The sequence below is a fragment of the Streptomyces sp. NBC_00252 genome, from assembly GCF_036187565.1.
In the GTDB taxonomy this organism is placed as follows: Bacteria; Actinomycetota; Actinomycetes; order Streptomycetales; family Streptomycetaceae; genus Streptomyces.
Genome location: NZ_CP108087.1, coordinates 1851136 through 1870596, shown reverse-complemented (window position 1 = coordinate 1870596; position 19461 = coordinate 1851136). Strand labels below are relative to the sequence as shown.

Here is a 19461-nt window from a genome sequence, read left to right as displayed (position 1 = left end):
TACGTCAGTCGCCTGGAGGGGTGACGAACCGTCAACTACTGTCCGCGCGGCCCCGGATACCCCAGCGACGCCTCGATCCGCCCCGCCAGATGATCGTGCCGGGCGGGCTCCCGCAGGGACGAACCGGCCAGCCACGTACGGCACTTGCTGGCGAGCAGCAGACCGAAGCTCTCGGCCTCCCGCTCCTCCGCGAGTTCGAACCGGCTGCGGGCGGCCACCGTGAGGACGGTCGCGCGCAGCGCCGCCTCGTCGACGGCCTCGCCGAGCAGCCGGGAGGCCACCGCGACGCCCTCCACCTGCGGGCCGCAGTGACCCGCCTTCATGTGCCACAGCTCATGACCCAGGATCACCAACTGGTGGTCCGGCGCGGTGCGTTCCTCGATCACGACGAGATCCTGGTCCGCCATGTCGAGCCACAGCCCGCTCGCCGTACAGGCAGGGAAGACGGCTGTACGGAACTGGACCGGGCGGCCCCTGCGGCGGCTCATCGCGTCACACAGCGCGGTGTACAGGTCGTGCGGGCGTGCGGGTGCGCCGAGGCTCAACTCCGCGACCAGCTCGCCGCACAGGCGGCGCATCTGCCTGCCGATGCCCACAGTTCTCCCCCGGGTCACGACTCGGGCCGCTTCACGCTCTCCAAAAGCATGTCCAGCCACTCGGCGACCTTGTCGCGGTGCTGGTCGGTGGGCAACTGCGCGGCCCGCCAGGCGATTCCGCGCACTCCGTGATCCTGGAGCAGCCGCTCCAGCGGGTCCTCCGCCGCCTCGGCCGCCGCGCGCTCACGGTCGGCGAGCTTCTGCAACAGCTCCTGCTCGGTGCGCTGGAGCGCACCCGCGAGGGCTTCGGGGTCCTCGGCGGTGAGGAAGCCGGCGTGCACCCGGAAGAAGCGCTGCAGCGCGTCGCAGTGCTCCATGGTGGGACGCCGGTCGCCGTTGATGAGCGCACCCGCCTGCTGCCGGGACATGCCCGCGCCGTCGGCTATCTCCTGCTGGGTGTATCTGCGCCCGTTGGGCTTGAGTCTGGTGCGGCGCAGCAGCCCGAGGCGCTGCAGGAACCGTGCCTGCACATCGGGTTCGCCCGCGGGACGGCCGCTCAGCAGGGCTCTGACCACGGACTCCGGGACACCGCAGGCGACGGAGATCCGGCCGATGTGGAAGACCTCGGCCCGGGGGACGTCGAGCCGTTCGGCGAGCGCGGTGACGCGGTCGACGACGCCGGGCAGCAGAGCGGTCGCCGTCGTGCCCGGTACCTCGAAGCCATCCGACACCGACAGATCTCCTATACGTATTCCACAGGCTTCTCACAAACGGGGGCCGTGAACATCCCGGAGAGTAGCGGTTCGTTCGAACTCGCATCCAGGTCTCGCCACAACTGTGGCCAATTTCAGCCGTCAACCAGCATGAAATGCCACGATAGTTGACACGACTCGCGTCGGGGCACCAGGATCAAGGCGCCGCGAGAAGGCCGCATAGGCAAGAGGGGTGACCTCCCGATGGCGTATCAGGCAGGTGGGCAGCGGTCCGCACCGCGACCCGCCCCCGAGAGTCCCGAGGCCCAGGCGTATCTCCTGGACTACGCCACGCTGTTGGAGGCCGTCCCCTTTCCGTCCGTCGTCGTGGACCACCGCTGGGACGTGGTGTTGACCAACGGCGCCTTCAAGTCACTTTTCCGGGCGGTCGGCCCGCATCCGACGGCGATGCCGGGCGACAACTTCCTTCGTTTCGTGCTCTTCCACCCCGACGCGAGCAGCGTTCTCGGTGCACACGAGTCGAGCTGGTGCCTGCCGATGCTGGCGCACTTCGCCGCCGCCGTGGAGAGCCACGGCCACGACCACGGCCTCCAGGCGATCCGCCGCGACATCGCCCAGGACCCCATCATGGAAGCCGCGTACCGGCAGGGCCTGCCGCACTGGATCCGCGCGGTCGGCGAGGAGGCCGTGGAGCACGACGGCGCGGTCCGCCCGCTGCTGCACCCCGACCCCCGCTGGGGCGCCACCGACTGCCGCGTCGTCTGCGAGACCCCCAAGACCCTTGAGAACATGGGCTACACGCGCCTGACGCTGATCCTCCGCGAGGCCCGCCGCACACCTCCGGCGAAGGTCCGCAGGGCGGGCCGCGGCGCCGGTCACCTGAGGGTGGTCACGGCGTCGGAGTGAGCGCCGGCTGCGCGTGGACGCGCCAACTCGGCGCATGGACAGGTGAGTTCCGCCACCGCTCCAACTCCCCTCCCACACCGGCGAGTTCCGTCACCCCTCCGCAACGACCAACACCAACGGCACCCCGTCGCACGGCACCAGCCGCGATCCGCGGGCGAACCCCGGCCGCCCCGCCGCGAGGGCCTCGGCGAAGTCCGGTCCCTTGCTGAGTGAACCCACCAGATGCCCGGGATCGGTCGAAGCGGCCACCCGGCCACGGGCGTTGACCAGTCGGGCCGGTCCCGGCAGCCGGTGCAGCATCGGCATCACGGCCGCCTCGAAGTGCCGTAGGTACACGTCCGCCGCGGCGACTCCGGCGAACCGGCCCTCCGTCAGGACCGGCGCGGACAGGGTGAGGCTGTACTCGTCCGAGCAGAGGTAGTCCACGTACGGCCCGGCGACCGCCCGCTCGCCGGTGTCGCGGGGAAGGGCGAACCAGTCCCAGTGCGTGTAGTCCGCGTACGCCGAGTGCTCGGGATCGAGGTCGGGCAGCAACGGCCGTATGCCACCGTCCGAGGTGGTCTGCCACCACTCCAGCCATGCGGGTACGTCGCCCAGCAGTCCCGGCGCCGCGACGAAACCGACGCCCGACACCAACTCGTGGCGGGCGAGCCGGAGATGGAGGCCCGGGCGGAGCGCCGCGAGGTCCGCGGTCGCCGGGCGGCGGCCCTGTGCGGCCACCTTGGCGAGCAGCGCCGTCGTGTCGGCGCGGGTCGCGGCCACGGCGTCGAACACGGACTCCAGAGCCGAGCGGACCCCGGCCGCGACGGACTGCTCGGGTGCCGTGGCCGGTGTTGCCGTCGCGAGGCTCATGCGTGCCCTCCAGCAGACGGGGAGCGGACGCGGTGGCGGCTACAGGGCCAGCCGCCGGGCGATGAGCCGGGCCGTCGATTCCTGTACGCACCGCTCGGCCAACTCCCTGGCCGAATCGTGGGCCCCATCTTGCACGGCCGAGATTACGGAGCGGTGACGGTCTGCGGCTTCTTCACGATATTCGTCGCTCCCGAGCACGAGACACAGCAGCGCGCCGACCTCGGTCTGCAGCGCGACCTGCTCACGGGTCAGCCGGGCCGACTGCGCGGCGGCGGCCAGCTCGACATGGAAGCGGCCGTACATCCTGCCGCGCGCCGCCGCGTCCTCGGCCTTCGTCAACTCATCGGCCGTACGCCGGAGTTGGAGCAGGTCCTCGGGCTCGGTGCGCTGTGCGGCGAGCCGGGCCGCGGTGCCGGAGAGGGCGGCCCAGTGGTCGCCGAGGTCGCGCAGCTCCTCGGTGCTCCAGCCGCGCAGCCGGACCATCAGCCGTTCCTCGCCCGGGACTTCGGGCAAGGACACGAAGCTGCCGCCGCCGCGCCCCCGCCGGGTGGTGACCAGACCCTGCTGGCGCAGCGCCATCAGCGCCTCCCGCAGGGTCACCGTGGACACCCCGAGCTGCCCGGCGAGCTCGCTCTCGCCCGGCAGCTGCTCGCCGTCGGCGAGCAGTCCCAGCTCGATGGCGTCGCCGAGCCGGCTGACGACGGCGTCGACCCGCGCCCGGTTGTCGACCGGGGCGAAGACGGCTTTTCGGGCGCCGCCGTTGATGTGCTGCTCCTGGTTCACAGCCACCACCTTGCACGTTGACTCAAGCTTTACCCTAAGGGGGCCTTGAGATTTGAACTATGACTTCATATGTTTCCGTGCAACGTTACGGAGCACCAGAAAGGTTCCCGCCCATGGAGGGGATTGCGATCCGGCTGCGGGATCTGCGGAAATCGTTCGGGGAGACGACCGCGGTGGCCGGCGTCGACCTGGAGATCAAGGACGGCGAGTTCTTCTCGATGCTCGGCCCGTCCGGCTCGGGCAAGACGACCGTGCTCCGCATGATCGCCGGCTTCGAGAGCCCCACCGGGGGCACCATCGAACTCGCCGGCCAGGAGGTCACCGGCCTCGCCCCCTTCGAACGGGACGTCCACACCGTCTTCCAGGACTACGCCCTCTTCCCGCACATGACGGTCGAGGAAAACGTCGCTTACGGCCTCAGGGTCCGCAAGGTCGCGAAGTCCGAACGCCTCGTCCGCGCCCGAAAAGCCCTTACAGAGGTACGACTTGAGGGCTACGGCAAGCGCCGCCCGGCCCAGCTCTCCGGCGGCCAGCGCCAGCGCGTCGCCCTCGCCCGCGCCCTCGTCGGCCGCCCCGGTGTCCTGCTCCTCGACGAACCGCTCGGCGCCCTCGACCTCAAACTGCGCGAGCAGATGCAGGTGGAACTCAAGGCGCTCCAGCGGGAGGTGGGCATCACCTTCGTCTTCGTCACCCACGACCAGGAGGAGGCCCTGACGATGAGCGACCGCATCGCCGTCTTCAACGAGGGCCGCATCGAACAGGTCGGCACCCCCGCCGAGGTCTACGAGCGTCCCGCGACCCCCTTCGTCGCCTCCTTCGTCGGCACCTCCAACCTGCTGGCCGGCGAGTCCGCCCAGCGGGTCGTCGGCACCCTGGGCACCTACAGCATCCGGCCCGAGAAGATCCGCGTCCTCAAGGACTCCGCCGAACCCGGTACCCCGGACCACGAGAGCGCCTCCGGCACCGTCGCCGAGGTCGTCTACCTCGGGGACTCCACCCGCTTCCTCGTCGACCTCGACGCAGGCGGCCGGCTCACCGCGCTCCAGCAGAACCTCGAGACCTCCGCCGAGGACGTCGCCGCCTACCGCGGCAGCCGGGTGCGACTGCAATGGCACCGACGCCACACCGTGCACGTGCCCGACCCCCGCTGACCCGCCCGCCCCTGCCCCCAGCTCGTCATCCATCTCCTCCACCCATGGAGAACGCCGTGCGTCTCACCCGAACCCTCCAGGTCACGGCCTGCGCCGCCGTCCTGCTCGCCGCCACCGCCTGCGGCTCCTCCGACAGCGGTTCGTCGGGCGGCGGCCTCAACCCCCCTGATCTGAAAGCCCAGTCGAAGCTCGGCAAGAGCGAGGGCGAGGTCAACCTGATCGCGTGGGCCGGCTATGTCGAGGACGGCTCCAACGACCCCAAGGTCAACTGGGTCGGCGACTTCGAGAAGCAGACGGGCTGCAAGGTCAACTCCAAGGTCGCCGCCAGCTCCGACGAGATGGTCAAGCTGATGAAGACCGGCGAGTACGACGCCGTCTCCGCCTCAGGCGACGCCTCCCTGCGCCTCATCGCCTCCGGTGACGCGGCCCCCGTCAACACGAACCTGGTCCCCAACTACAAGGACGTCTTCCCCGACTTGAAGCTCCAGGCCTGGAACTCGGTCAAGGGCAAGGCCTACGGCATCCCGCACGGCCGCGGCGCCAACCTCCTGATGTACAACACCCAGAAGGTCACCCCCGCCCCGACCTCCTGGGCCGCGGTCTTCGACGACGCCCCGAAGTACAAGGGCCATGTCACCGCGTACGACTCACCGATCTACATCGCCGACGCGGCCCTCTATCTCAAGGCCACCAAGCCCGAGTTGAAGATCAAGGACCCCTACGCGCTCGACCAGAAGCAGTTCGACGCCGCCGTCGCGCTGCTGAAGAAGCAGAACGCGGACGTCGGCGAGTACTGGAGCGACTACCTCAAGGAGATCTCCGCCTTCAAGAGCGGTGACTCCGTCGTCGGCACCACCTGGCAGGTCATCGCCAACCTCACCGCGGGCGAGGGAGCCAAGGTCAAGGCCTTCGTGCCCAAGGAGGGTTCGACCGGCTGGTCGGACACCTGGATGATCTCCGCCAAGGCCAAGCACCCCAACTGCGCCTACCAGTGGCTCAACTGGATCGTCTCCCCGAAGGTCAACGCCCAGGTCGCCGAGTACTTCGGCGAGGCCCCCGCCAACGCCAAGGCCTGCGCCGAGACCAGCGACAAGAGCTTCTGCACCACCTACCACGCCGCCGACACCGCGTACTGGAAGAACATCGCGTTCTGGAACACGCCCATCGAGCAGTGCCTCGACGGCCGTACCGACGTCAAGTGCGTGCCGTACGCGAAGTGGGTGCAGGCCTGGACCGAGATCAAGGGCTGACCCATGTCCTTGCTGAACCGGACCGCGGGGGCGCTCTACCGGCGCCCCCGGCTGCGGCTCTCCCTGCTGCTCACCGCGCCGCTGCTGTGGCTCGCCGTGCTCTATCTCGGCTCGCTCAGCGTGCTGTTCGTCTCCGCGTTCTGGACGACGGACTCCTTCACCTCCGAGGTGGTGAAGGTCTGGTCGACCGACAACTTCCACGAGCTGTTCACGGTGCCCGTGTACCGGCAGGTCGTCCTGCGCAGCATCGGCGTCGCGCTCAGCGTCACGGTCCTGTGCGCGGTGATCGCGTTCCCGGTCGCCTTCTACACGGCCCGCGTCGCGAAGCCGCGGTGGCGCCCGCTGCTGGTGGTCGCCATCCTCACCCCGCTGTGGGCCAGTTACCTCGTCAAGGTGTACGCGTGGCGGCTCATCCTGTCCCAAGGCGGCCTGGCCGACTGGGCGTTGAAGCCGTTCGGGCTGAGCGGGCCGGGGTTCGGACTGCCCGCCACCGTGCTCACCCTCACCTACCTCTGGCTGCCCTACATGATCCTGCCGATCCACACCGCGCTGGAGCAGCTGCCCGCCAACCTCCTCGACGCGTCGGCGGACCTGGGCGCGCGGGCCGGGCGGACCTTCCGGTCGGTCGTGCTGCCGATGGTGCTGCCGTCCGTCGCCGCCGGCTCGATCTTCACCTTCTCGCTCAGTCTCGGCGACTACATCACCGTCCAGATCGTCGGCGGCAAGACCCAGCTCATCGGCAACCTCGTCTACTCCAACATCGAACTCAACCTGCCCATGGCCGCAGCCCTCGGCACCGTCCCCGTCGTCGTCATCGTGGTGTACCTGCTCGCGATGCGCCGCACGGGCGCGCTCAGCAGCCTGTAGAAGACCCTCGGAACCCTTCAGAACTCCTCGACAGCCTCCGAAGGGGGTGACATGTCATGCAGCTCTCCCGTTCCGCGCGTATCGCCCTGCGCGTGGCCGCCGGGCTCGGCTTCGCGGTGATCTACGTCCCGCTCCTGCTCGTCCTGGTCAACTCCCTCAACCCGGACCGCAGCGCGAGCTGGCCACCGTCCACCCTGACCTCCCACTGGTGGTCGGTCGCCTGGCAGAACTCCGGTGCCCGCGCGGCCCTTTGGGTCTCCGTGAAGGCCGGACTCGGCGCCACCGCCATCGCCCTCGTGCTCGGCACGCTGATCGCCTTCGCCGTGGCCCGGTACCGCTTCTTCGGCCGCGACGCCATCTCCTTCGTGGTCGTCCTGCCGATCGCGCTGCCCGGCATCGTCACGGGCATCGCCCTCAACTCGGCGTTCAGCACGGTACTCGAGCCGCTCGGCGTCGGCCTCGGTCTCTTCACGGTGATCGTCGGGCACGCGACCTTCTGCATCGTCGTCGTCTTCAACAACGTCGTCGCCCGTCTGAGGCGCACCTCCGGGTCGTACGAGGAAGCCGCGATGGACCTGGGTGCCGACAGCTTCCGCGCTTTCGTGGACGTGACCTTCCCGCTGGTGCGCTCGGCGCTCCTCGCGGGCGGACTGCTCGCGTTCGCGCTGTCCTTCGACGAGATCGTGGTCACCACGTTCACCGCCGGGCCAGGCATCGAGACCCTCCCGATCTGGATCTTCAACAACATGACCCGGCCCCAACAGGCCCCCGTCGTCAACGTGGTGGCCGCCGTGCTCGTCCTGCTCTCCGTCCTCCCGATCTATGTCGCCCAGCGACTGTCCGCCGACACGGCCACGGCGAGCCGCGTCTGACGAGTCGACCCGCTCAGCCCGCGAACTCCCGCATCCACGCCTCGACTTCGTCGGCCGAGCGCGGCAGTCCCGCCGACAGGTTCTCGTAGCCGTCGTCGGTCACCAGCAGATCGTCCTCGATCCGGACGCCGATGCCCCGCCACTCCTCCGGCACCGTCAGGTCGTCGGGCTGGAAGTACAGGCCCGGCTCGACGGTGAGCACCATGCCGGGTTCGAGGACCCCGTCCACGTACTCCTCGCTCCGCGCCTGCGCGCAGTCGTGCACGTCGAGCCCGAGCATGTGCCCGGTGCCGGCCATCGTGAACCGCCGCTGCAGCGCCAGCTCGTAGGCCCGCTCGGCCGGTCCCTCGATGAAGCCCCACTCCACCAGCCGTTCCACCAGGGACCGTTGGGCCGCCTCGTGGAAGTCCCGGTACTGCGCGCCCGGCTTCACCGCGGCCATGCCGGCCTCCTGGGCCTCGAACACGGCGTCGTAGACCGTGCGTTGGACCGGGGTGAACGTACCGTTGATCGGGAGGGTGCGGGTGACGTCGGCGGTGTAGAGGCTGTGCGTCTCGACCCCCGCGTCCAGCAGCAGGAGTTCACCCGGGCGGACCGGGCCGTCGTTGTCGGTCCAGTGCATGATCGTGGCGTGCTCACCGGCGGCGCAGATCGAGCCGTAGCCGACGTGGTTGCCCTCGACGCGGGCCCGGCGGAAGAACGTGCCCTCGATCCAGCGCTCCGAGGTGGCGACCGCCTGTGACAACTCCCGTACGACATCGGTGAATCCGCGCACCGTGGAGTCGACGGCGCGGCGCATCTCGCCGATCTCCCACGCGTCCTTGACCAGCCGCAGTCCGGAGACGGCCGTCTCGAACTCGTCGTCGCGGTCCTCGTCGGTGTCGAGTGCCGCGTCCAGGTCCGGGGCGACGCCGCGCACGATGCGGGTGGGGGTCCCGGAGGTCTTCGCGAGGTCGTCGGCGATCGTGCGGATGTCACGGCAGGGCAGGCCGAGCACGCGCGTCGACTCGGCCAGGGTGCGGCGGCGGCCCATCCACAGCTCGGCGGTGTAGCCCGTCCAGAACTCGTCGCTGTCCCGGCTGTCGCGGGGGAGCTGGTAGCAGTGCGCGTCATGGCCGCCGTCGGGGCGGGGCTCCAGGACGAGGGCGCCGTCGCGCGCCTGGTCGCCGGTCAGATGCACATAGCCGGAGTACGGGCGGAACGGGTGGTGGTCGTCGTTCGAGCGGATCGCGAGACCTCCGGAGGGCACGACCAGCCGCTCGCCCGGGAACAGCGCGGACAGCGCGGCCCGGCGGCGGGCCGCGTGCGGCGCCTGCTCGGTCGGCTCCAGGTCCGTGCGCTCGGTGTCGGCCCAGCCGGTCCGCATCAGGGCGGACAGCTCGTCGGAGATTCCTCGGTACAGACCGTTCTTTCGGCCCTTGGCCACGACGGGCACCTCTTCCGTGTGTGGTGATTCCGGGTGGGTGACATTCGTATCGGAACATACCCAGCTAGAGAGACATGTGACATAGTACTGCCGTGAGCAAGCGACTGACCTGCGATGTCGTGGTCGTCGGAGCCGGAATGGTGGGCGCGGCCTGCGCCTTCTACGCGGCCCGGGCGGGCCTGGACGTGATCGTCGTGGACCGCGGCCCCGTCGCCGGCGGCACGACCGGCGCCGGCGAGGGCAACCTCCTCGTCTCCGACAAGGAACCCGGCCCCGAACTCGACCTCGCCCTCCTCTCCGGCCGACTGTGGACCCAACTGGCCGAGGAGATCGGGGAGTTCGTCGAGTACGAGGCGAAGGGCGGCCTCGTCGTCGCCTCCACCCCCGACGGACTCACCGCGCTGGAGCGCTTCGCCGAGGAACAGCGCGCCGCCGGGGTCGAGGCCGGACCGGTCCGGGGCGACGCCCTGTACGACATCGAACCCCACCTCGCCCCCGGCCTCCCGGGCGGCGTGTACTACCCGCAGGACTCCCAGGTGATGCCCGCCCTGGCCGCCGCCCACCTCGTCCGTATCTCGCGCGCCCGCCTGCTCACCGGCCGCACGGTGACGGACGTACTCCTCAGACCGGACGGCACGGTCGACGGCGTCCGCACGGACCGGGGCGACATCCTCGCCCCCACGGTCGTCAACGCGGCCGGCACCTGGGGCGGTGAACTCGCCGCCCTCGCCGGAGTCGGCCTCCCCGTCCTCCCGCGCCGCGGCTTCGTCCTCGTCACCGAACCGCTCCCGCGCCTGGTCCGCCACAAGGTGTACGCCGCCGACTACGTGGCCGACGTGGCCAGCGACTCGGCCGCCCTGCAGACCTCACCGGTCGTGGAGGGCACCGCCGCCGGACCGGTCCTGATCGGCGCCAGCCGTGAACGGGTGGGCTTCGACCGGGAGTTCTCCCTGCCGGTCGTCCGGGCGCTCGCCGCGGGCGCGACCAGGCTGTTCCCGTTCCTGTCCGACGTCCACGCGATGCGCTCCTACCTCGGCTTCCGCCCCTACATGCCGGACCACCTCCCCGCCATCGGCCCCGACCCCCGCGTCCCCGGTCTCGTCCACGCCTGCGGCCACGAGGGCGCCGGCATCGGACTCGCCACCGGCACAGGGCACTTGATCGCCCAGCTGCTCGGCGGCAGGACCCCGGACCTCGACCCGGCGCCCTTCCGGCCCGACCGCTTCCCCGAGGAGGAGCCCGCGTGAACTCCCCACTGCACCTGGCCGACGCCCACCCCGGCCCGCCCTTCACGGTCACCCTCGACGGCCGCGACATCGAGGCCCTCCCCGGCCAGACCGTCGCAGCCGCACTCTGGACGGCTGGGGTCACGTCCTGGCGCACCACCCGGGGCGAGGGCCGCCCGCGCGGCATCTTCTGCGGGATCGGGGTCTGTTACGACTGCCTCGTCACCGTCAACGACCGCCCGAACCAACGGGCTTGCCTGCTGCCCCTGCACCCGGGAGACGCCATCCGCACGCAGGAGGGGACGGGCCACGATGACTGACGACCGACCACGCCTCGCCGTCATCGGCGCGGGCCCGGCGGGACTCGCCGCGACCGTCGCCGCCGCGGCCCACGGTGTCCGCGTCACCCTGATCGACTCGGCAGCGCAGGCGGGCGGCCAGTTCTACCGCCGGCCTGCCGACGCACTCAACGCCCGCCGCCCGCAGGCCCTGCACCACCAGTGGCGGACATGGGAGCGACTGAACGACGCCCTCGCGCACCACGTGGAGACGGGCCACGTGACACACTTGACGGATCATCATGTCTGGCTCGTGGAGCGGGGGTTGAACGACCGGTCCGGAGCCGCCGGCCGCACCGCCTTCACCGTGCACGCCCTCCTCGGTCCCTGCCAGGAGTCCCCGGTCGAGGTCCGCGCGGACGCCGTCCTCCTCGCCACCGGCGGCTACGAGAAGGTCCTCCCGTTCCCCGGCTGGACCCTCCCGGGAGTCCTCACCGCGGGCGGCGCCCAGGCCATGCTCAAGGGCGCCCTCGCCGTCTCCGGACGCACCGCCGTGGTCGCCGGCACCGGCCCGCTCCTCCTCCCCGTGGCGACCGGCCTCGCGGCCGCGGGCGTCGAGGTGGCCGCACTCGTCGAGTCCACCGACCCCAAGGCCTTCGTACGACGGACCCGCGCGCTCGCCGCCCAGCCGGGCAAGATCGCCGAGGGCGCCCAGTACGCGGCTCAACTCCTGCGCCACCGCGTCACGTTGCTCACCCGACACGCGGTCGTCGAGGCACACGGCGGCGAACGGCTGAAGGCGGTGACCGTCGCCGCGCTCGACACCGACGGACGGGTAAGGCCCGGCACCGAACGCCGGATCGCCTGCGACACCCTCGCCGTCGGCCACGGCATGCTCCCGCACACCGACCTCGCCGAGACCCTCGGCTGCCGCCTCGACGGGACCGGCGTCCACGTCGACGACGAGCAGCGCACCGACGTCCCCGGCGTCTGGGCGGCCGGCGAGACCACCGGCATCGGCGGCGCCGCCCTCTCCCTCGCCGAGGGCCACATCGCGGGTCGGTCCGCCGCGGCCCGCCTCAACGGCACCGAACCCGACCCGAGTTCGTGGGCGCCCGCCGCCAAGTCCCGCAGAGGATTGCGGGAGTTCTTCGCCGCACTCGACACCGTGTACGCGCCGCCCGCCCATTGGGCCGATCTCGTCACCGACGACACCGTCGTCTGCCGCTGCGAGGAGGTCACCGGGGGAGCGATCCGCGAGGCCGTGGACGGGCTCGGCGCCGGTGACGTCCGTACGGTGAAGCTGCTCACGCGGGCCGGGATGGGCTGGTGCCAGGGGCGGATGTGCGGGCCCGCCGTCGCGGGGTTGGCCGGGTGTGCGTTCGCTCCGTCCCGGCGGCCGTTCGCACGTCCCGTGCCGCTCGGGGTGCTGGCCCGTGCCGGAGAGGCCCGGGACCCCGGAGAGGTCCAACCGTAAAATGTCACACCCCATTGAGAGGGGACACCTCATGAACTCCACGACCACCACCCCCGACACCACCGCGAACCGCCCCTGGCGCGGCGTGCTCGTCGCCACCGCGCTCCCGCTGACCGACGAACTCGCCGTGGATTACGACAAGTTCGCCGAGCACTGCGCCTGGCTGGTCGAGAACGGCTGTGACGGTGTCGTCCCGAACGGCTCGCTGGGCGAGTACCAGGTACTCACTCCCGAGGAGCGTGCCAAGGTCGTCGAGACGGCCGTCGCCGCGATCGGCGGCGCGCGGGTGATGCCCGGGGTCGCCGCCTACGGTTCCGCCGAGTCCCGCCGCTGGGCCGAGCAGGCCCGCGACGCCGGCTGCGCCTCCGTGATGCTGCTGCCGCCCAACGCCTATCGCGCCGACGAGCGTTCGGTCCTCGCGCACTACGCGGAGGTCGCGAAGGCGGGCGTGCCGATCGTGGCGTACAACAACCCCATCGACACCAAGGTCGACCTGGTGCCGGAACTGCTCGCCAAGCTGCACGGCGAGGGGCACATCCACGCCGTGAAGGAGTTCTCAGGCGATGTCCGCCGGGCGTACCAGCTCGCCGAACTCGCCCCGGAACTGGACCTGTTGATCGGCGCCGACGACGTCCTGCTGGAGCTGGCGCTCGCAGGTGCGAAGGGCTGGGTGGCGGGTTACCCGAACGCGCTGCCCGCCGCGAGCGTCGAGCTGTACCACGCGGCCGTCGGCGGCGACCTGGCCACCGCCAAGAAGCTGTACGAGCAGCTGCACCCGCTGCTGCGCTGGGACTCCAAGGTGGAGTTCGTGCAGGCCATCAAGCTGTCCATGGACATCGTCGGCCGGCACGGCGGCCCGGTGCGCCCGCCGCGCGTCCCGCTGCTGCCCGAACAGGACGCGGCCGTGCGGGCGGCCACCGAGAAGGCGGTCGCGGCGGGACTCGCGTAGTCAACGGCACCATGGTCCACCGGCATTCACCAGGAGCGTCATGCGCAGCAAACTCGTCCTGCACGCCGTCGACTCGCACACCGAGGGCATGCCCACCCGTGTGATCACCGGCGGGATCGGCACCATCCCCGGCGCGACCATGAACGAGCGTCGGCTGTATTTCCGCGAACACCGCGACCACATCCGGCAGTTCCTGATGAACGAACCGCGCGGCCACTCCGCGATGAGTGGTGCCGTCCTGCAGCCACCGACCCGCCCCGACTGCGACTGGGGCGTCGTCTACATCGAGGTCTCCGGCTATCTGCCGATGTGCGGGCACGGCACGATCGGCGTCGCCACCGTGCTCGTCGAGACGGGCATGGTCGAGGTCGTCGAACCGGTCACCACCATCCGGCTCGACACCCCGGCCGGGCTCGTCGTCGCCGAGGTCGCCGTGGAGAACGGCGCCGCGCGGCACGTCACCCTCAAGAACGTCCCGTCGTTCTCCGTCGGCCTGGACCGCGAGATCACCCTCGCCGACGGACGGACGGTGACATACGACATGGCATACGGCGGCAACTTCTACGCGATCCTGCCGCTGGACGTGTTCGGGCTGCCCTTCGACCGTGCCCGCAAGGACGACATCCTCAAGGCGGGCCTGTCCCTCATGGAGGCGATCAACGCCAAGGACGAGCCCGTCCACCCCGAGGACCCCTCGATCCGCGGCTGCCACCACGTCCACCTGTACGCACCCGGCGCGAACGCCCGGCACTCCCGGCACGCGATGGCGATCCACCCGGGCTGGTTCGACCGCTCGCCCTGCGGCACGGGCACCAGCGCCCGCATGGCGCAGCTCCACGCGCGCGGTGAACTCCCGCTGCACACCGAGTTCGTGAACGAGTCCTTCATCGGCACCCGGTTCACCGGACGGCTCCTCGACACCACCGAGGTCGCCGGTGTCCCGGCCGTCCTGCCCAGCTTCACCGGCCGCGCCTGGATCACCGGCACCGCCCAGTACCTGCTCGACCCCACCGACCCGTTCCCGGGCGGATTCGTCCTCTAGGTCGGGGATAATGGCGGGTCACGCGTGACATTGCACCACGAGGAGATTCGATGGCCGTCCAGCGCGCCAGCGCCCCGCCCACCACTGCTCCGGACCTGCCCACGCTGGGCGGCAGGAAGAGCAGCTACCGCGAGCGGGTCGTCGACGCGCTGCGGGCCGCGATGATCGCGGGGGAGCTGCGGCCCGGCGAGGTGTACTCCGCGCCGACGCTCGCCGCCCGCTTCGGCGTCTCGGCGACCCCGGTGCGCGAGGCCATGCTGGACCTGGCCAAGGAGGGACTGGTCGACACGGTCCCGAACAAGGGATTCCGGGTCACCGCCGTCTCCGAGAAGCAGCTCGACGAGTACACGCAGATCCGCGCGCTGATCGAGATCCCCACGGTGGTGGGGCTGGCCGGGAGCGCGGACCCCGTCTCGCTGGAGGCGCTGCGCCCGGCCGCCCGGGAGATCGTCCACGCGGCCGTGGCCGGCGACCTCATCGCGTATGTCGAGGCCGACACCCGCTTCCATCTCGGACTGCTCGCCCTCGCGGGCAACGCCCACCTCGTGGAGGTCGTCGGTGATCTGCGGGGGCGCTCGCGCCTCTACGGGCTGACCGCGCTCGTCGAGGCCGGACGTCTACTGGCGTCCGCCCAGGAGCACTTGGAGCTGCTGGACGCGCTGGTGGACCAGGACAAGCGGGCCGTGCGTGAGATCATGACCCGGCATCTCGGGCACGTCCGCGGACTGTGGGCCGCGCACGACTGACCGGCGGCGGGAGCCGGAATCGGCTTGATCCGACCGTCCCATAACGCAAACCACTTGCGTATCTTGCGCTATTCTTGCGCACATGACGCGACGACTTGCTGAGGTGGCGAAGAAGGTCGGGGTCAGCGAGGCCACGGTCAGCCGGGTGCTCAACGGCAAACCCGGTGTCTCCGAGCCCACCCGGCAGGCGGTGCTGTCGGCCCTCGACGTTCTCGGCTACGAACGGCCCACGCAACTGCGCGGTGAACGCGCGAGGCTCGTGGGCCTGGTGCTGCCCGAGCTGCAGAACCCCATCTTCCCCGCCTTCGCCGAGGTGATCGGCGGCGCACTCGCCCAACTCGGCCTCACCCCGGTGCTCTGCACCCAGACCAAGGGCGGGGTCTCGGAGGCCGACTACGTGACCCTGCTGCTCCAGCAGCAGGTGTCCGGCGTCGTGTTCGCCGGTGGGCTCTACGCGCAGGCCGACGCCCCGCACGACCACTACCGGCTGCTCGCCGAGCGGAACATCCCGGTCGTCCTGGTCAACGCGGCCATCGATCACCTCGGTTTCCCCGCCGTGTCCTGCGACGACGCGGTCGCCGTCGAGCAGGCCTGGCGGCACCTCGCCTCCCTCGGCCACGAGCGCATCGGGCTCGTGCTGGGCCCCGCCGACCACATGCCGTCCGCTCGGAAGCTGACCGCAGCGCGGGCCATCGCGGCGGACCTGCCGGACGAGTTCGTCGCCCGCGCGATCTTCTCCATCGAGGGCGGCCACGCCGCCGCCTCCCGGCTCATCGACCGGGGTGTCACCGGCATCATCTGCGCGAGCGACCCCCTCGCGCTGGGTGCGGTAAGAGCCGCGCGACGCAAGGGACTTGACGTCCCATCAGAAATTTCCGTCGTCGGTTACGACGACTCCGCCTTCATGAACTGCACCGAGCCCCCGCTGACCACCGTCCGCCAGCCCATCGAGGCCATGGGCCGGGCCGCCGTGGAGCTCCTGAACTCACAGGTCGGCGGCACCGCCGTACCGGCCGAGGAGTTGCTCTTCGAACCGGAACTGGTAGTGCGTGGTTCCACCGCGCAAGCCCCGCGCGGCTGACCGACACTCTGCTGTCGAATAATTACAAATTCTGCGCGACATCTTGCGGACGGATGTCGGCGGTGCTTGAGTGTGCGGCGCCCACCGCTCCTGCCCAGAGGGGTCCACCGATGAGAAGCACCGGGTTCCGCCGCACCTTCGCCGCGATCGGCGTCTGTTCTCTCGCGCTCACTGCCTCCGCCTGCGGGTCCGGCGACGACTCGGCGAGTGGCAAGACACGCATCACGGTCAACTGCGAGCCGCCCAAGAGCGCCAAAGTCGACCGCAAGTTCTTCGACTCCGATGTCGCGGCCTTCGAGAAGAAGAACCCGACCATCGACGTCGTCACCCACGACGCGTTTCCCTGCCAGGATCCGAAGACCTTCGACGCCAAGCTCGCCGGCGGCCAGATGGAGGACGTGTTCTACACGTACTTCACCGACGCCAAGCACGTCGTCGACATCAACCAGGCGGCCGATCTCACGCCGTACATCAAGGAGTTGAAGAGCTACGACACGCTGCAGAAGCAGCTGCGGGACATCTACACCGTGGACGGCAAGATCTACGGGATTCCGCGCACCGGCTACTCGATGGGCCTGATCTACAACCGCAAGCTCTTCCAGCAGGCCGGTCTCGACCCGGACAAGGCGCCGACGACCTGGGCCGAGGTCCGGGCCGACGCCAAGAAGATCGCCGCGCTCGGCAACGGCACCGTCGGCTACGCCGACTACAGCGCCCAGAACCAGGGCGGTTGGCACTTCACCGCCGAGATGTACTCCCAGGGCGGCGACGTCGTCAGCGCCGACGGCAAGAAGGCCACCATCGACACGCCCCAGGGCCACGCCGTGCTGCAGAACCTGCACGACATGCGCTGGACCGACAACTCGATGGGAAGCAAGCAGCTCCTCGTCATCAACGACGTGCAGCAGCTGATGGGTTCGGGCAAGCTCGGCATGTACCTCTCCGCCCCGGACAACATCCCGATCCTGGTCAAGGAGAAGGGCGGCAACTACGACGACCTCGCCCTCGGCCCGATGCCTGGTGGTCAGGGCACGCTCATCGGCGGCGACGGCTACATGTTCAACAAGCACGACACACCCGCCCAGATCCGCGCCGGCCTCAAGTGGCTCGACAGCATGTTCCTCACCCCGGGCAGCGGCTTCCTCGGCGACTACGCCCGCGCGAAGAAGTCCAACGCACCCGTCGGACTGCCCGAGCCGCGACTGTTCACCGGCGCCGCCGACGCCAAGGACCAGCAGGTCAAGAAGGCCAACGCCAACGTCCCGGTGCAGAACTACCAGGCCTTCCTCGACGGCAACCAGTCGCTCCAGATGAAGATCGAGCCGCCGGACGCCCAGCAGATCTACTCCGTCCTCGACGGGGCCGTCTCCGCCGTCCTCACCAAGAAGGACGCGAACATCGACCAACTCCTCAAGGACGCCTCCGGAAAGATCGACGGCATCCTGGCCCGGGGCTGACCCGATGACCCGAACGGCCACCAGGCGACCCGTCGAGACGACCGACGTACGGCAGGTCAAGGCGCCGCCCCCGGCAGGGGGCCAGGGGCGGCGCCGCCTCCTTCTCGACCAGGCCCGCGCCTACGCCTTCCTCATCGGCGGCCTGATCTGCTTCGCCCTGTTCTCCTGGTACCCGGCGATCCGCGCGGTCGTGATCGCCTTCCAGAAGTACACGCCCGGCTCCTCTCCCGAGTGGGTCGGCACCGCCAACTTCACCCAGGTCTGGCACGACCCCGAGTTCGCCGACGCGTGGCGCAACACCCTCGTCTTCACGGTGCTCGCCCTGCTCATCGGCTTCGCGATCCCGTTCGTACTCGCCCTGGTCCTCAACGAGTTGAGGCACTGGAAGGCGTTCTTCAGGGTCGTCGTCTACCTCCCGGTGATGATCCCCCCGGTGGTCACCGCCCTGCTGTGGAAGTGGTTCTACGACCCGGGAGCCGGCCTCGCCAACGAGACGCTGCGCTTCCTGCACCTGCCGACCTCGAACTGGTCCAACGGCACCGACACCGCGCTCGTCTCCCTGGTGATCGTGGCCACCTGGGCCAACCTGGGCGGCACCGTCCTGATCTACCTGGCCGCGCTCCAGTCCATCCCGGGCGAGCTGTACGAGGCGGCCGAACTGGACGGCGCGAGCCTGCTGCAACGGGTCCGGCATGTGACGATCCCTCAGACCCGGTTCGTCATCCTGATGCTGATGCTCCTTCAGATCATCGCCACGATGCAGGTGTTCACCGAACCCTTCGTCATCACCGGCGGCGGACCGGAGAGCGCCACCGTCACCGTCCTCTACCTGATCTACAAATACGCCTTCCTCTACAACGACTTCGGCGGCGCCTGCGCGCTCAGCGTGATGCTCCTCGTGCTGCTCGGTGTCTTCTCGGCCCTCTATCTGCGGCTGACCCGATCCGGAGAGGACGACCTGTGACCACCCGCACGCTGCTCTCCCCGGCGAGCCTCGCGCGACCGCGCGGCAGGGCCGTCTACTGGACCGTGTTCACCGGCGTCGTCGTGCTCTTCGCCCTCGCCTTCCTCTTCCCGGTCTACTGGATGGTGACCGGCGCGATGAAGTCGCCGGACGAGATCGCGCAGACCCCGCCCACGATCGTGCCCCACCACCTGCACATCAGCGGCTACACCGACGCCTGGGACCTGATGCAGCTCCCGGAGCACCTGTGGAACACGGTGGTCCAGGCCGCCGGCGCCTGGGCGTTCCAGCTGGTCCTGTGCACGGCCGCCGCCTACGCCCTGTCCAAACTGAAGCCCGCCTTCGGCAAGGTCATCCTCGGCGGCATCCTGGCGACGCTGATGGTTCCGGCGCAGGCCCTGGTCGTACCCAAGTACCTGACCGCGGCCGACCTCCCGCTGATCCACACCAGCCTGCTCAACAGCCCGCTCGGCATCTGGCTCCCGGCCGTCGCCAACGCCTTCAACCTGTATCTCCTCAAGCGGTTCTTCGACCAGCTCCCGCGCGACGTCATGGAGGCCGCCGAGATCGACGGCGCCGGGAAACTCCGCATCCTGTGGTCCATCGTGCTGCCCATGTCCCGGCCGGTGCTCGGCGTCGTGTCGATCTTCGCGCTCGTGGCCGTCTGGCAGGACTTCCTGTGGCCGCTGATGGTCTTCTCCGACACCGACAAGCAACCGATCAGCGTGGCACTCGTCCAGCTGTCCCAGAACATCCAACTGACCGTGCTCATCGCGGCGATGGTGATCGCGAGCATCCCCATGGTCGCGATGTTCCTGGTCTTCCAGCGGCACATCATCGCCGGGATCAGCGCGGGCAGCACGAAGGGCTGACCCCGCCCCCTTC

At 70.0% G+C, this 19461-nt stretch carries 20 protein-coding genes; 15 read left to right on the top strand and 5 right to left on the bottom strand.

The genetic code is table 11. The annotated features are described in order from the left end of the window. Positions 1–35 precede the first annotated feature (35 nt). Both OHT77_RS08190 and OHT77_RS08185 read right to left on the bottom strand, forming a co-directional pair. Positions 36–578, bottom strand: coding sequence for a toxin-antitoxin system, toxin component (locus OHT77_RS08190; protein WP_328834186.1), 543 nt, complete (start codon positions 576–578; stop codon positions 36–38). 32 nt (positions 579–610) lie between these two features. Further along, a complete protein-coding gene (locus tag OHT77_RS08185; RefSeq protein WP_266774238.1) occupies positions 611–1267 on the bottom strand; it encodes a helix-turn-helix domain-containing protein in 657 nt (218 codons plus the stop codon). Positions 1268–1492: 225 nt separating this feature from the next. Between OHT77_RS08185 and OHT77_RS08180 the strand changes: the two genes are divergently transcribed. Then, the gene (locus OHT77_RS08180; RefSeq protein WP_328827390.1) at positions 1493–2155 is read left to right on the top strand and encodes an MmyB family transcriptional regulator; all 663 of its coding nucleotides are present in this window, start codon (positions 1493–1495) and stop codon (positions 2153–2155) included. 90 nt (positions 2156–2245) lie between these two features. Here the strand turns inward: OHT77_RS08180 and OHT77_RS08175 are convergent, their stop codons facing one another. Beyond that, positions 2246–3007: a cache domain-containing protein gene (locus tag OHT77_RS08175; RefSeq protein ID WP_328827389.1), complete on the bottom strand. Its 762-nt coding sequence runs from the start codon at positions 3005–3007 to the stop codon at positions 2246–2248. Between the two features lie 39 nt (positions 3008–3046). Beyond that, complete coding sequence (locus OHT77_RS08170; protein WP_266774241.1) at positions 3047–3790, bottom strand: FadR/GntR family transcriptional regulator; 744 nt, start codon at positions 3788–3790, stop codon at positions 3047–3049. A 113-nt stretch (positions 3791–3903) separates the two neighbouring features. Between OHT77_RS08170 and OHT77_RS08165 the strand changes: the two genes are divergently transcribed. The 4 genes from OHT77_RS08165 to OHT77_RS08150 are packed head-to-tail and all read left to right on the top strand — an operon-like array spanning position 3904 to position 7930. Further along, entirely contained in the window at positions 3904–4941 is a 1038-nt protein-coding gene (locus OHT77_RS08165; RefSeq protein WP_328827387.1) for an ABC transporter ATP-binding protein, read from the top strand. A 56-nt stretch (positions 4942–4997) separates the two neighbouring features. After that, entirely contained in the window at positions 4998–6191 is a 1194-nt protein-coding gene (locus OHT77_RS08160) for an ABC transporter substrate-binding protein (protein WP_328827385.1), read from the top strand. Positions 6192–6194: 3 nt separating this feature from the next. Further along, positions 6195–7058, top strand: a complete 864-nt coding sequence (locus tag OHT77_RS08155; protein WP_328827384.1) for an ABC transporter permease — start codon at positions 6195–6197, stop codon at positions 7056–7058. A 56-nt stretch (positions 7059–7114) separates the two neighbouring features. Then, on the top strand, positions 7115–7930 hold the full coding sequence (locus tag OHT77_RS08150; RefSeq protein ID WP_328827382.1) for an ABC transporter permease: 816 nt from the start codon (positions 7115–7117) through the stop codon (positions 7928–7930). Positions 7931–7943: 13 nt separating this feature from the next. Here OHT77_RS08150 and OHT77_RS08145 read toward each other — a convergent pair whose 3' ends face one another. Continuing rightward, complete coding sequence (locus tag OHT77_RS08145) at positions 7944–9356, bottom strand: aminopeptidase P family protein (protein WP_328827381.1); 1413 nt, start codon at positions 9354–9356, stop codon at positions 7944–7946. Between the two features lie 92 nt (positions 9357–9448). Between OHT77_RS08145 and OHT77_RS08140 the strand changes: the two genes are divergently transcribed. The 10 genes from OHT77_RS08140 to OHT77_RS08095 all read left to right on the top strand — a co-directional run bounded on the left by OHT77_RS08140 (position 9449) and on the right by OHT77_RS08095 (position 19448). Continuing rightward, on the top strand, positions 9449–10603 hold the full coding sequence (locus OHT77_RS08140; protein WP_328827380.1) for an NAD(P)/FAD-dependent oxidoreductase: 1155 nt from the start codon (positions 9449–9451) through the stop codon (positions 10601–10603). Continuing rightward, positions 10600–10902 (top strand): (2Fe-2S)-binding protein, encoded by a 303-nt coding sequence (locus OHT77_RS08135; protein WP_328827378.1) that lies wholly within the window; start codon positions 10600–10602, stop codon positions 10900–10902. Before OHT77_RS08140 ends, OHT77_RS08135 begins: the two co-directional genes overlap by 4 nt. After that, positions 10895–12337 (top strand): FAD-dependent oxidoreductase, encoded by a 1443-nt coding sequence (locus OHT77_RS08130; protein WP_328827377.1) that lies wholly within the window; start codon positions 10895–10897, stop codon positions 12335–12337. The genes OHT77_RS08135 and OHT77_RS08130 overlap by 8 nt, the downstream gene beginning before the upstream one ends. 31 nt (positions 12338–12368) lie before the next feature. Further along, positions 12369–13286, top strand: coding sequence for a dihydrodipicolinate synthase family protein (locus OHT77_RS08125; protein ID WP_328827376.1), 918 nt, complete (start codon positions 12369–12371; stop codon positions 13284–13286). 40 nt (positions 13287–13326) lie between these two features. Then, on the top strand, positions 13327–14328 hold the full coding sequence (locus tag OHT77_RS08120; RefSeq protein ID WP_328827375.1) for a proline racemase family protein: 1002 nt from the start codon (positions 13327–13329) through the stop codon (positions 14326–14328). 50 nt (positions 14329–14378) lie between these two features. Then, positions 14379–15074, top strand: a complete 696-nt coding sequence (locus OHT77_RS08115; RefSeq protein WP_328827374.1) for a GntR family transcriptional regulator — start codon at positions 14379–14381, stop codon at positions 15072–15074. Positions 15075–15156: 82 nt separating this feature from the next. Next, positions 15157–16155, top strand: a complete 999-nt coding sequence (locus tag OHT77_RS08110; protein WP_266774253.1) for a LacI family DNA-binding transcriptional regulator — start codon at positions 15157–15159, stop codon at positions 16153–16155. Positions 16156–16265: 110 nt separating this feature from the next. Then, positions 16266–17612, top strand: coding sequence for an ABC transporter substrate-binding protein (locus tag OHT77_RS08105; protein WP_328827371.1), 1347 nt, complete (start codon positions 16266–16268; stop codon positions 17610–17612). A gap of 4 nt (positions 17613–17616) precedes the next feature. Next, complete coding sequence (locus OHT77_RS08100) at positions 17617–18576, top strand: carbohydrate ABC transporter permease (RefSeq protein ID WP_328827369.1); 960 nt, start codon at positions 17617–17619, stop codon at positions 18574–18576. Further along, entirely contained in the window at positions 18573–19448 is an 876-nt protein-coding gene (locus OHT77_RS08095) for a carbohydrate ABC transporter permease (RefSeq protein WP_328827368.1), read from the top strand. Before OHT77_RS08100 ends, OHT77_RS08095 begins: the two co-directional genes overlap by 4 nt. Positions 19449–19461: the final 13 nt, after the last annotated feature.